This window comes from Paenibacillus tyrphae (genome assembly GCF_000722545.1).
GTDB classification, from domain to species: Bacteria; Bacillota; Bacilli; order Paenibacillales; family NBRC-103111; genus Paenibacillus_G; species Paenibacillus_G tyrfis.
In genome coordinates, this window is record NZ_JNVM01000013.1 from 54,066 (window position 1) to 66,364 (window position 12,299).

Here is a 12,299-nt window from a genome sequence, read left to right on the forward strand (position 1 = left end):
CAATTTTGGCAATCATTGACTATTTAACTAGGTTAATGAATAATAGATAGCATATTATATACTATGGGGGCATGGGCGGGTCAATGAAACAACCGGACAAAAAATTAAAAATCATCGAAGCGGCAACCGAGCTGTTCCTCCATTCGGGGGTCCGGCGGACAACGCTGAGCAAGATCGCGGAGAAGGCGGGGATCGGCAAAGGAACGATCTATTACTATTACGAGGATAAGACTCAAATCTTGATGGATTGCTACATGAGGCATGTTAACGAGATGCGGTCGAAGGCTTTTGCCGAGCTTCAACAAGAAAGCGATATTTTGGTGCGTCTGCGAAACATTCTTCGCTATTTAAGCGCGGAGGTGCATCAGGACCCTTTCGTATCCACCTTGTTCGAGGAGTATAAGGAATTCCGGCTCGCGGAGATTGAAAAATGCTTCGTCCAATCCGAAGAAGCCGCCGTTCAATTGATCGGCAGCTTGATCCGGGAAGGGCAGCAGCAAGGGCGCTATGCCCAGGTTCCTCTGCCGCTTACCGCGTTTATGTTGGTCAAAATGATCTTTTCCTACGAGCTCGATTATCCGAAGACGGAACAAAGCGATCAGGAATTGAAGCAGCTGCTTCGTCATATTTTATGCAAACGATCCGACGAATAAACCGAAGCGGCAGCCTCATATCTTGAAGCTGCCGCCCATCCGAAATCGCCGGAGTTTCCAGTTCTAATCCAGCACGGTGCTCTCCCCCGCGGGAGCATCGGCTGGCTTTACGCGAACCAAGTAATAAAGCACGGCTATCGCGAAAATGGCGACAACGACGCCCCAGAGCGGAACATTCATGCCGAACAGCGGAAGCGAGGTCGTCATGAGGCTGTAGCGGATCACGCAATAAAGGAACAGCAGCCCCAAAATCAGCGCGATGGCCGGAATGACGGGAAAGGCCACTTTAAAAGGCCGCTCCATCTTCGGTTCCTTCACGCGTAGAATGAACAAGGAAATCATGCTGAGACAGTACATCACGACGGCGCCGAATACCGCAAGCAAAATCAAGGCGTTGGCAAAATCGGCGGAGCCTGCGCAAATGACGCCGATCGCACCCGGTACGATGAGCCCCCAAACCGGTACGCTTTTGGAATTGAGCCTAGCCAGAAACTGCGGGAAGTAGCCGGCGCGGGCCAGCGCGTACGTCTGTCGGGAATAGCCGATAATAATGCCGTGCAGGCTGGCGATCAGGCCGAACAAGCCGATAATCGCTACGCTCATGGCAAGCCAGCTGCCTTCGCCGTAAACGCTTCCAAGAGCCTGAGGAAGCGGATAATCTGCCGGTTTTCCGATGCCTCCTCCAAGACCGGCCGTAACGAACAGCGTCAATAGCGTAGCTGTAGTCAGCGTTAAAATGCCGGAGATAAAGCCTCGCGGAATGTCCCGCTTCGGATTCTTGACTTCCTCAGCCGCCATCGCGCCGCCTTCGATCGCGAGGAAGAACCAGATCGCAAACGGAATGGCCGCCATGACGCCGCTGCCCCCGCCGATAAACGAATTCGCGTTCACCAAATTCTCAATCTTCACATGCGGCAGCCCCGCCGCGTAAAAAATCGCAAGCCCGATCAACGCGGCAATTGTCGCGCCAAGCTCGATCAGCGCGGCACCTTTCATCCCGACCAGATTGATCAATATAAAAAATACGAACACGCCGATGGTCACATAGACCGGCTCAACCGCCGGAATCAGGAAATGCACGTACGCTCCCGTCGAAACCGCAATGGCCGGCGGCGCAAACACAAACTCCAACAGACACGCAATTCCGGCAATAAAACCGCCGAACGGACCCATCGCTCTTGCCGCGTAAGCCGAAGGCCCGCCGGCATTCGGAATGGACGTGGACAGCTCGGAGTAGCTGAATATGAAACAGGTAAAAAATACGATGACGAGCAGCGAAGCGATTGCAAGGCCCATAATTCCGCCCTGCTCAAACCCGTAGTTCCACCCGAAATATTGACCGGAGATGACCATCCCGACCGCAATTGCCCATAGATGAATCGGCTTTAACGTCTTCTTCAATTCATGATTTTCCATACGTCAGTTCTCTCCTTCATGTGGGCTATGAGGATCTATTTCAGCAATTTCTCTTCGGACGATCCTAAACTAACGCTTTTTTCGGTATTTCGGAACGCTCCTGTATTATCGTCTCTTCCTTGCAGCAAATATTTGGCGTTTCCTGTGCCTATGCCGTTAGCCGCCGTTTTCGACAATTCCCCGATTTCCCCTCCCTTCAAGCGGTTGACGATCAATCCTAGCTTCATGTCTTTAAAATCCGTCAGCATCGCCGTATCGCCGTCGCTGTCTCCGGCCACGAAGATCGGCTCGTGCCCGTATTTGGATACCAGAAAACGCTCGATCGTCTTCGTCTTTCCTTTGCCCTGCGTCTGGTCGTACCCTTTGCGATATTCCTGCTGGATGACCCCAGCGGCATCCCGTTCCAGCTCCATTGCCAGAACGTGATCCTCCGGAAGGGAATAGCCGTATTTGGGGTTCGATGCAAATTCTTTGACGACATCGACGAAGGAAGCGGAGCATACATAGACGTCGATTCCGTTGTCCATAAACGTTTTATACAGATTTTGCTGCTCCGCAAACGCCCGCAAGCCGGTTTTAATCTTCACTTCGACTACGCCCGCTTGACCCGGCAGCTCGCTCGGACTGGTCAGCGTTTTTTCGCCGATGGCGTCCTGCAGATTGGAATCGATGGAGGCTCCCGCCAATTGACGCACTTCCTTCTCCGTCATGCCGGAGAACAAATACGTGACCCAAGGATAGCTAACATCCGGGCTGAAGGTTCCCCCGATCGCTTCGTACAGATATCTGGCCTTGGCAACAAAATCTTGATATTGCGGGGTTGCTTTGATTTCCTCCAACGGATTTGGTTCCCTTGAACCCCTTGTAGGTTTCATAAAGATACTTGTAATCCGCGCCCAGATCTTCGCTGATGAGATCGATCTGTACAGGCTTCCCAGCCTTATTATTGAATTCTTTCTTGAAATTATCCTTCGGAATATTGATTTTGATTGCGCTTACAAATTGTTCCGGCGTTTTGGGCTGCAGCCTGCCGACAAGCTTCGAATGCGGCGACCAATATCGAAACGATCGCTTTGGTTGTTTTGACGCTTCCCGATGGTCCTGCCGTTCTCCTAGGTCCGGCCAGCCTCATGCTTTATCTCCCGCCCTTTCTATGTTTTGATCCCCATCGTTCCGGAAACAAAAAAATGCCCTGGAGCAGAAGCGAAATTACACACTTCTGCAGCCATGGCACCGTTGCCCTGTTTATCCACTTGTATAAAAAGATATTAAAACACAATTGCCCGATTTTGCAACATTAATTTTTTAGAAAATTTCGGCGTTTACATTTTTTACCGTATCGCGGGCGACGATTTGATGCGGAAGATACGTTCTGAGTGTGGCCGGACCTGCTCCGTCCAGCACTTCCTGAAGCGTCCGCACGGCCTTGTAGCCGATCTCGTAAATCGGCTGGGCGACGGTCGTCAACCGCGGCAGCGACATGCAGGCGATTCTCGTATTGTCCATCCCGAGGATGGATACCTCATCGGGCACCCGGATTCCACTGCGATAAAGGAAATAAATCGCCCCCAGTGCCATCTCGTCACTCGCCGCGAACACAGCGGTCAGCTCCGGATTTTTGGTCCACAGTCTCTCCATCGCCGCATAGCCGTCGTCATAACGATAGTTCCCGAACTCCACACACCGGTCGGAATCGAAGTCAAGCTCGTTTGTTCTCATCGCTCGCATGAATCCTTGCAGACGGGACATTCCCGCGATCGGGTCGAGGTGCGGCCCGCTAATCATGGCGATCCGCCGGTGCCCGCAATCGATCAAATATTGCCCCGCATCGAAGCCGGCCTGCTCGTCGTCGATTTTGACGGAAGGAATGGCGTACTCCAGACTTTGCGTGGAAGCCAGCACGACCGGCAAGCCAAGCTGATTGAAAATATCGTAATAATCGGGATAGACCGGCTCGCTGGTGAACACGAAGCCGTCGATCTGCTTCTCCTTCATGCTCCGGAGCGCCGAGATCATCCGCTGCTTATCCTTATCGGTGTTGCAAATGATAATGTTATGCCCGAATTCCTGCGCCGCATCCTCCATGCCACGGAACATTTCGGCATAATAATAATTGGAAATATCAGGAATCAAGATGCCCAATGTTTTCGTCTTTTTATGGATCAAGCCTCTGGCCAAAGCATTGGGATGATATTTCAATTGTTCGATCGCGCGGAGAACCCGTTCCCTTTTGTCCTTCGACACTTTGTCCGGCGTATTCAACACCCGAGAAATGGTGCTTATGGACACGCCCGCTATTTTTGCAACATCTTTTATCGTAGCCATAATATACTGTACTCTCCCGATTCAGGGGAATAAGTATGAAAAGGTTTTCATACCTGTTTCATTGTAAATGATTTGGCATTCGTCGTCAAATCGCCCGAACGTCAATTAAGAACAAACCTCCGGTTCCACCTTCACAGCGGCTCCGGAGGTTTATTTTGCTTTTATTCGGTGACTGTCCGTTTATCGAACCAGCGGCAATATGGCTTCCAAGGAAAGCGCGGCCGTGCTTTCGTACACCAGGTCCGCATGGGCGAACAGCTCTTTCGCTCCAATTGCTACCGCGAACATACCCGCTCCTTTAATGGCCTCTACTCCGGCCGCCGCGTCTTCGACGCCAATGCAAGCGCCGGGCTCCACTTCCAGCAGATGAGCGGCTTTCAAAAAGATTTCGGGGTCCGGTTTGCCGCGCAGCACCGTTTTGGCATCTACAATCGCATGAAACTTGTCCTTGAGACCGAGCGACTCCAGAACCGCAAACGCGTTTTTGCTGGCGGACGCCAGTCCGATCCTAAGCCCTTGGGCCTCAATCTCGGCAATAAATTCGTTGATGCCCGGCAATACGTCCGCAGGACTAATGTTTTGAATCAAGGTCAAATAATGCTCGTTCTTTTTGTCCGCAAGTGCGATTTTTTGTTCCTCGGTAAAATCGTGCGCTTTGCCGCCGAGAACGAGAATTTTTTCCAGCGATTCCATCCGGGAGATCCCTTTCAGCTCCTCGTTGGATTCGCGTGTAAACGGGATGGCCAACTCCTCAGCGCGCGCTTTCCACGCCTCGTAATGGTATTCGGCCGTATCTGTAATGACGCCGTCCAGATCGAAAATGACCGCTTGCACCGGTGTGTTCATGTTCTGCTTCCCCTTTCCATAAGCCAAGCTTGGGCCTCTCGGTTAGTTTGCTTTCAAGGCTTGCTCCAACGGCCGATTGTTCTGCAGCGTCACGTCGTCCCCGTACAGCTTGAGCGTCAGCACTTCGCCTTCTTCCAGCGTAAGCCGGATGCTCTGACGGTCGACATCCACAGCGAGCTTGCGTCCGCGGTATTGAAGCTGGAACGAATACCGGTCCCACTGCCCCGGAATTGCAGGCGCCAGCGACAGCCCGCTCTCCTTCAAGCGGAGGCCGGCAAAGCCGTAGACGATCGACATCCAAGTGCCGCCCATGTTCGCCATATGCAGGCCGTCTTTGGTATTGCCATGTGTGTTGTCGAGATCGAGACGGGCCGTTTCGTTGAAATAATCGTAAGCTTTGGCATCGTATCCCAGCTTGGAGGCCATAATACTGAAAATGCAGGAAGACAGCGACGAATCATGGGTCGTGATCTTCTCATAATAGGTATAAGAGTTGCGGATCGTCTCCAGCTCCTGCTCGTCCTCCAACAGGAAGTGCGCGAGCACCGTATCCGCTTGCTTGCACACCTGGTAACGGTAGAGCGTCAACGGATGATAATGCAGCAGCAGCGGGTATTTCTCTTCCGGCGTGTTTTCAAAATCCCAAACCGCTTTTTGCAGGAACGTATCGTCCTGAGGGTTAATGTTCAGCGCCGAATCGTACGGCAGATACATGCACTCCGCCGCTTTCTGCCATGCTTCCGCTTCCTGCTTCGTCACGTTCAGCCGCGCGCACAACCGGTCTAATGTTGTCGGAGCAATTTCGGCCAGCAGCCCGTAAGCCTTGGCCGCCCACTTCAGATTATGCTTGGCCATCGCGTTGGTATAGTAGTTGTTGTTGACAACGCACGTATATTCGTCGGGTCCGGTCACGTTGTCGATCCGGAACTCGCCGTTCAAATAATGGCCCATATCCAGCCAGAGACGCGCCGTTTCAAACAGCAATTCGGCGCCGTACGTTTTCATGAATTCGTCGTCCTGCGTGCCGAGATAATACTGGATATAGCTGTAGGCGATATCCCCGCTAATATGATACTGGGCCGTGCCCGATGGGAAGAACGACGAGCATTCCGTCCCGGAAATCGTGCGCCATGGGAACAAGGCTCCTTGCTTATGCCCCATTTCTTTGGCCCGAGCCCGCGCCTGATCCAAGGTCGAATAACGGTAAATCAGCAGCTGGCGGGCAATCTCCGGCTTCGTCATCAGAAAGACCGGGAACATGTAAATTTCCGTATCCCAGAAATAATGCCCTTCGTAGCCTTCCCCGGACAAGCCCTTGGCCGAAATATTGCTGTGTTCGTCCCGGCCGACCGACTGGAGCAAATGATAGAGGTTGAAGCGGATGCCTTCCTGCAGGCTGCCATCTCCTTCGATATGGATGTCGGCGTTTGCCCAAAAGTCGTCAAGGTACGTTTTTTGGGCATCCAGCAGGTCTTCAAACGTCATCCCGCCGAGCTGTTCATGAATGCCGATGGCCTGTTCAACGAGATTATCCTGGTGGCGCAAAGTGTCCGTGTACACGTTCCACTTCGTCACCCGAACCGGTTCGGTCAAGTCAAACGTCAGCACGGTTTCGCCGTTAGCGATCTTGACTTCGGCCGTGTCGGATGCCGTATGGCGGCTGACGCAAGCCGTTTTCAAGCCGGACGCCAGGGTGCGGTCCAGCGCGTAGACGTAGCCTTGCTTTTCACCGGCTTCTTCCACTTGCAGACGTTTGGAATGACCGGAGGCGACCCGGGGATCGTTCGGATCGGCGAAGTTGGACACGTCCCCGTTGACGGTCGACACCACTTTGACCCGCCCGGTGAAATTGACCGGCTCGATCCGCAGATCGATCGCAAACAATTCTCTGACGGTCATGGAAACGACGCGCCGGAAGTGGAGCTTCACTTCTTTGCCGCCCGGAGAACGCCAGTGCACCGTTCTTTCGGTGTAGCCGCGGTCAAGGTGAAGCCGACGCTCGTAGGCAACCGCCTCCCCGGCAAATAAAGAGAACTCTTCTTCGTCGTCGCCCAAATAGATCTTGATCGTTTGCGCGTCGATGATATTGAGCAGCTTCTGCTGGGTTCCCGGGAAGGCGTAAAGCTTTTCTCCGTAAGGGATTTCGATCACATCATGAAACGCGTTCTGGTACGTGCCCCGGATCGAGACCATCTCCGGGCGGTAGCCTTCTTCAAAGTTGCCGCGAACGCCAAGATACCCGTTGCCTAAAGAAAATAAGCTTTCCAAATTCAGCAAAGCTTTCGGAGTCAATTCATTGTTCGTCAAAGTCCATGTCACCGCTTATCACTCCCGGACGTAAAATTAATGTTTGAAAAGCTTTTCAAATTCAATCAAAGCATGGTTTCTAGTTTATCGAACCATTCCACTCTATTATCAGTGAGATTGCGGGTTGTTGTAAAGTGGTTTTTTTCGCGGATTTTGCTTTGTTTTTGGCGTTTTTCGCCGCTGGGTCGTGTTATTTAGCCACTATTGAGAGAATCCACGGGTTTCCCGTTTTTCGAGGTGAAATGTATGAAAAGCTTTTCAAAAATTCGACGAGTGCCCGGAAGGCGATTCGAGTCTCAGGCCATCGTAAGTTACGGGTTAAGCCTTTCTTGCGGATGGGTGGCATATGGCAACGGTTTAACCGAAATATTCTTAGTTAACTTAAGAAACTCAGTAAAATCAATGGGTTAACCGGTTTATCACGGTTAACTTCAATAAAATCAAGGCTAAAAAGTTTACCTGATTAAAGGGTAGTATACGGGGTCTGCTCACGAAACGGAATAAATCCGTGCGCTAACCAATCGGCCCCCTTAAATTTTATACCCCTGTATCCTTTTAGCCTCCAAAATCAAATTATCGCTGTTGGGACATGCAAATTGGCGAAGTTAACCAAATATATTCGATGGTATAACAAAGTGAAAATGGAGGGTAAAAGGATGTTTAACTGTTTTTTTGTCGAGGTCTCGGGAAACACAATTTTCGTGCGCCGTTATGGACAAGGGCCGGCAATTCTATTGGTGCACGGCTTCCCGCGCACAAGCCTGATGTGGCGATTCCTCGCGCCGAAGCTTGCGGAAAATCATACTGTGATTTGCGTAGACTTACGTGCCTACGGCCGCAGCGGGATACCCGCCTCCAGCCACGATCACTTTCCTTATTCAAAGCGCGCGATGGCGAAGGAATTGGTTGAGGTGATGAGTAAACTTGGCTTTCCGACCTTCATATTGATCGGTCACGACCGCGGGGGACGCGTCAGCTACCGTATGGCCTTGGATCATCCGAAGAATGTGGAGCGTCTGGCCGTGTTTGACGTCATTCCGATTTTCGAAGCGTGGAAACGGGCAGATGCGCGCTTCGCTCAAACCTACTGGCCCTGGAGTTTACTGTCGCAGAAACAACCGCTGCCGGAGAGTTATCTGCTCGGTGCTCCCGAGGCCGTCTTCCATAACCCCTTCGGCGAAGGTTCCTTCGGCCGCGAAGTCTTGCAAGAGTACGTTTCAACCTATTACAATCCGGCCCGCGTGCATGGTATCTGCGAGGAATATCGAGCTGCAGCGACGATCGATGTCGAACACGACCGCGCGGACAAAGAAGCGTCGAAAAAAATTGAATGTCCGATGCTGCATCTGTGGGCGGAGGGCGGTTGGCTTGACACTTACTATGCAAAAGACGGCGGTCCGCTCGGCATATGGCGGCAATGGGCTCCGAAGGTGCAAGGGCAAGCGATAAAGGGTGGCCACTTCTTCCCAGAAGAGAATCCTGACGACACGGCGGTTCTCGTGAAGCTGTTCCTCTCCGCTTAATGAAAGATGTGGTACTGCTTGCTGTTTCTTCTTATCTGCTGAAGCAGGTGCATTTGGCTCCTTTCTTGACTGAACCGCCAGCCTACTGAATCTGTTTAAATGTGGCATTCTCGCCGGGGTCTAATAGGGGTCTGCTCACGAAACGGAGTAAACCCATGCGCTAACCAATAATTACCATATCAGACCCCTATACTGTTGTGGCCTGGGGTGGCGTTTGTGACCGAGGTTAAACCATCCGTTTAAAGGTTAGGTTTTTCAACCGATCCTGCAATATTTCTTCCATGATAACCGGCAAGTTGTCCCCGATTCTACCTCAACAATATGCAGTGATGGTACATTGCGACAATTAATTAACAAAGCTACATTTTTTAATGTTTCCTCTACTAACTTTTTTAATGAGATATCTTCTTTAGTTAATTTCACATCGATTTCAATAGACATGGTTTACCTCGGGATAAACTATTAATTACAATCCAACCATCAGCAGTAATGACGTAAATCCTACTAAATTTTCTCTGACTCGAATTTTACAAAATGGACCACTTTGGATGAAATTCAAAAGGGTATCATTGATGTGCATCATTTGAAATGGTGAAATCTTCATACGGGTATTACCTGGGTTATATGTGTTATTAACTGAATGATGGTTCAATCAGCAGTGGGTAACCCCCACCCAAAGAAGGACCCTGAATGGCACAGGCCAATCAAGGTCCTTCGTAATCATGAACATGAACAAATTTTAATCATACTCAACCCATACTTCTTTATCTATGGATTGTGCCTTTTCAAGTAAATCAAATATGCTTTGATACACCGTCAATGTCTCTTGATCTAATTCTTTTTTATTGACACTTTGAAGATCAATTAACGCATCTCGTAAATCTGGTATTCTCCATGGGGTCTCTTCAAACCAACCAGTATCCGTATGATAGTAATACGAGAGCCCCCTCCACCCGTTCTCATTAGGTTGAGTAGCCATCATAATTGAATCAAAATAACCAATCCACGTTCTAACCACAACTTTTTGAGCATCGAACTCCTGAAAAAAGAAGATGATCTCCGGCTCACCCTCAAATCCAGTATAAAAGTCTTTAACTATTTCCATTTGACAACTCCTTTTCTTAAGGTGCAAGCCAGTGACCTGAATCTAAGAGCGCTTGTTGTTCAGGGGTTGCTACTCCATTTTGTCTTGCACTAACCGCATCCTGCCACTGTTTCATAGGCGTCCACTGATTTTCACTGGTCAAAATATGTTGTACTTTTCTTGTAGTTTGACTTCCCGGTGTGGTTCTTGTAACAACCCAAGTGTTTCCTTGATCGGCAGGTGCACCAGGAGTTCTCGTATGCCACCGTGCTTCATACTTATAAGTTCCATCAGACCAAGTATATTTAATTTGATCATACCCATTATTAGCCTGCTCTACTTTTACGGCGTTATCTGGGATTTTAATTGGACTTGATTTTGCAACGTTACCCGTCCCCTAAGTTATAATCTTAGTGAATAAAGAAGGCGGTAACTGTTTGAGCAATTACCACCCATTATATCGGCTTGCCTGACGCTCTGTTAGAGCCGCCGCCCGATACTCTGTCTTATTCTTCATCATGCTGTAGAGTGTTTACAAGCCTTCTCATGATGCAGATGAGGGCTTGTTTTTTTTGGTCTTACCCTCCGCTAATTTCCTCTGGTAATACTCGTAGAAGACGGGATTCCGCTGTTTTTATTGTCACCTTTGGCTACTTGGACTTGTTGAACGGCTAGGTTATGGAATATGGCGTTCAATACCCGATTCCCTTTACCGCTTGCTTTGTCTTTCCCCTTGCCGCCTAAACTAAAGCGGACAGGAGCGATTCCCGCAAATCGGGCTAGCTTATCGACATTGGAGAAGCGGCGAATATCGCCAATCTTTGCGATCAGTTCCGCCGCTGTCACGGTGCAATGCCATCCATGGACTGCAACTTGAAATCCATCTCCGCTAGCAGCCCCCGAATCCTTGATAAGTTCTCGACTTCGCTTCATATCCTGTACCACAGTCAGAAAGTCTCTGGAAAGCTGATAGTTCCGCTTTGTCTCCCCGTCCTTCGTGACCAGTTCCAATATTTCCTCTGCCTTACGAGTAGAACAAGTATTATGACTTGCTTTACGGAGATTTTAAGCTATTACTATCCATCCTACAAGAAGTTCTTTTGTGATATTGACGGTAAAGCGGCGTTAGCCTTTTGGGAAAAGTACCCTGTCCGATTACTTGGAATCGGTAGGGGCAGATGAACTAGCGGCTTATTAGCGCTCCGCCTTGCCACCAGTTGCCCGATTATCCAGTAAAAGTCCTGCGGATTTACTTCGGGCAGTTCATCTAGCTTTGCAAGCAACGCTTTGGCGATACAGTACGCATCCCAACTATCTGACTTTTGGGTCGTTACATAACTTTTACGTTCTGTAGGACAGAGCAGAATTGACTTCTTTAACGATTTGCTACTTCTCGACAAGGTGAATGGCTAATGCTCTAGCATTGCCGCCCGTATCTTCTAACCCATAGACAGGGGTCATGCCTTTCTTGCAGTGCTTCTTCACGAACTTCATCAGGTCATCGAAGCTATTTGACTTGTTCTCGATTTGAATTTCGCCAGCTTGGTGTTCCACCAGTCGATAATGACCGCTGTGTGATGGGCTTTATTAGGTAAGTATAGAACTTGCTAATTCGCACCTAAATATTTGTTTACAGTTATCTCATTTGCTGGATAAATGACAGCCACTCCATCAGACCATTCCGTTCCGTCAATATTCAAAGCCCGACCGCACGTATCACACTCTAAAATTAATTTTTTCTCCGTTGTCTTCAGAACTTCAGCAACAACATAATTCAACTCATCATCTTTACACCTAGGACAATCTTTTCCTGAACGAAGTTTAACCAAATCCCATAGTGTGTCACATAACCTCATTACAAAAGAATCTACTGTGTCTGGTTTTAAACTAAACATCCTTTTTGGTTCTTGGTTAAGCAATATCTCTGGCTCTTTTGAAATATAGTCATTTATATCAACATCCAAAATTGGGCCAAGCCTATTCCAATATACTGAATATTTCAAATCGCTCTTATGCTTTTTTATCCAATCAACCAAAATTAAAAAATAATCGATATAACTGTTAAATAATAAAGGGTTATTCATCAAACTTTTAAAATCTTCCCAAATGAAATCGTCCAATGTTTTTTCATTGTCGTGCATTTTT

The 12,299-nt window shown here is 49.3% G+C and carries 9 protein-coding genes and 1 pseudogene; 2 read left to right on the forward strand and 8 right to left on the reverse strand.

What is annotated here, in order from left to right:
• The first annotated feature begins 83 nt into the window (after nucleotides 1-83).
• On the forward strand, nucleotides 84-653 hold the full coding sequence (locus ET33_RS16880) for a TetR/AcrR family transcriptional regulator (RefSeq protein ID WP_036684042.1): 570 nt from the start codon (nucleotides 84-86) through the stop codon (nucleotides 651-653).
• Between the two features lie 63 nt (nucleotides 654-716).
• On the opposite strand, the gene eat is transcribed toward ET33_RS16880, so the two are convergent.
• The 5 genes from eat to ET33_RS16905 form a co-directional block, all read right to left on the reverse strand.
• Entirely contained in the window at nucleotides 717-2,069 is a 1,353-nt protein-coding gene (gene eat, locus ET33_RS16885) for an ethanolamine permease (RefSeq protein WP_036684043.1), read from the reverse strand.
• A 35-nt stretch (nucleotides 2,070-2,104) separates the two neighbouring features.
• On the reverse strand, nucleotides 2,105-2,908 hold the full coding sequence (locus ET33_RS16890) for an HAD family hydrolase (RefSeq protein WP_200879217.1): 804 nt from the start codon (nucleotides 2,906-2,908) through the stop codon (nucleotides 2,105-2,107).
• A 466-nt stretch (nucleotides 2,909-3,374) separates the two neighbouring features.
• Nucleotides 3,375-4,394, reverse strand: a complete 1,020-nt coding sequence (locus tag ET33_RS16895; protein ID WP_036684046.1) for a LacI family DNA-binding transcriptional regulator — start codon at nucleotides 4,392-4,394, stop codon at nucleotides 3,375-3,377.
• A 180-nt stretch (nucleotides 4,395-4,574) separates the two neighbouring features.
• Nucleotides 4,575-5,240 (reverse strand): beta-phosphoglucomutase, encoded by a 666-nt coding sequence (pgmB, locus tag ET33_RS16900; protein ID WP_036684050.1) that lies wholly within the window; start codon nucleotides 5,238-5,240, stop codon nucleotides 4,575-4,577.
• Between the two features lie 42 nt (nucleotides 5,241-5,282).
• Nucleotides 5,283-7,559: a glycoside hydrolase family 65 protein gene (locus tag ET33_RS16905; protein ID WP_036684052.1), complete on the reverse strand. Its 2,277-nt coding sequence runs from the start codon at nucleotides 7,557-7,559 to the stop codon at nucleotides 5,283-5,285.
• 644 nt (nucleotides 7,560-8,203) lie between these two features.
• Here ET33_RS16905 and ET33_RS16910 point away from each other — a divergent pair.
• A complete protein-coding gene (locus tag ET33_RS16910) occupies nucleotides 8,204-9,070 on the forward strand; it encodes an alpha/beta fold hydrolase (protein WP_036684059.1) in 867 nt (288 codons plus the stop codon).
• 739 nt (nucleotides 9,071-9,809) lie between these two features.
• Here ET33_RS16910 and ET33_RS16915 read toward each other — a convergent pair.
• The 3 genes and pseudogenes from ET33_RS16915 to ET33_RS16925 all read right to left on the reverse strand — a co-directional run bounded on the left by ET33_RS16915 (nucleotide 9,810) and on the right by ET33_RS16925 (nucleotide 12,295).
• Nucleotides 9,810-10,175, reverse strand: coding sequence for a hypothetical protein (locus ET33_RS16915; RefSeq protein WP_051775393.1), 366 nt, complete (start codon nucleotides 10,173-10,175; stop codon nucleotides 9,810-9,812).
• Nucleotides 10,176-10,599: 424 nt separating this feature from the next.
• Nucleotides 10,600-11,743, reverse strand: a pseudogene (locus ET33_RS40630) (transposase); the annotation flags it as partial.
• Between the two features lie 18 nt (nucleotides 11,744-11,761).
• Nucleotides 11,762-12,295, reverse strand: a complete 534-nt coding sequence (locus tag ET33_RS16925; protein WP_036684062.1) for a hypothetical protein — start codon at nucleotides 12,293-12,295, stop codon at nucleotides 11,762-11,764.
• Nucleotides 12,296-12,299 lie beyond the last annotated feature (4 nt).

Excerpts from the sequence above, each read along its gene's own strand:
- pgmB (WP_036684050.1), bottom strand. The coding sequence starts at position 5,240 with ATGAACACACCGGTGCAAGCGGTCATTTTCGATCTGGACGGCGTCATT.
- ET33_RS16915 (WP_051775393.1), bottom strand. The coding sequence starts at position 10,175 with ATGGAAATAGTTAAAGACTTTTATACTGGATTTGAGGGTGAGCCGGAG.
- ET33_RS16925 (WP_036684062.1), bottom strand. The coding sequence starts at position 12,295 with ATGCACGACAATGAAAAAACATTGGACGATTTCATTTGGGAAGATTTT.
- ET33_RS16895 (WP_036684046.1), bottom strand. The coding sequence starts at position 4,394 with ATGGCTACGATAAAAGATGTTGCAAAAATAGCGGGCGTGTCCATAAGC.
- ET33_RS16880 (WP_036684042.1), top strand. The coding sequence starts at position 84 with ATGAAACAACCGGACAAAAAATTAAAAATCATCGAAGCGGCAACCGAG.
- eat (WP_036684043.1), bottom strand. The coding sequence starts at position 2,069 with ATGGAAAATCATGAATTGAAGAAGACGTTAAAGCCGATTCATCTATGG.
- ET33_RS16910 (WP_036684059.1), top strand. The coding sequence starts at position 8,204 with ATGTTTAACTGTTTTTTTGTCGAGGTCTCGGGAAACACAATTTTCGTG.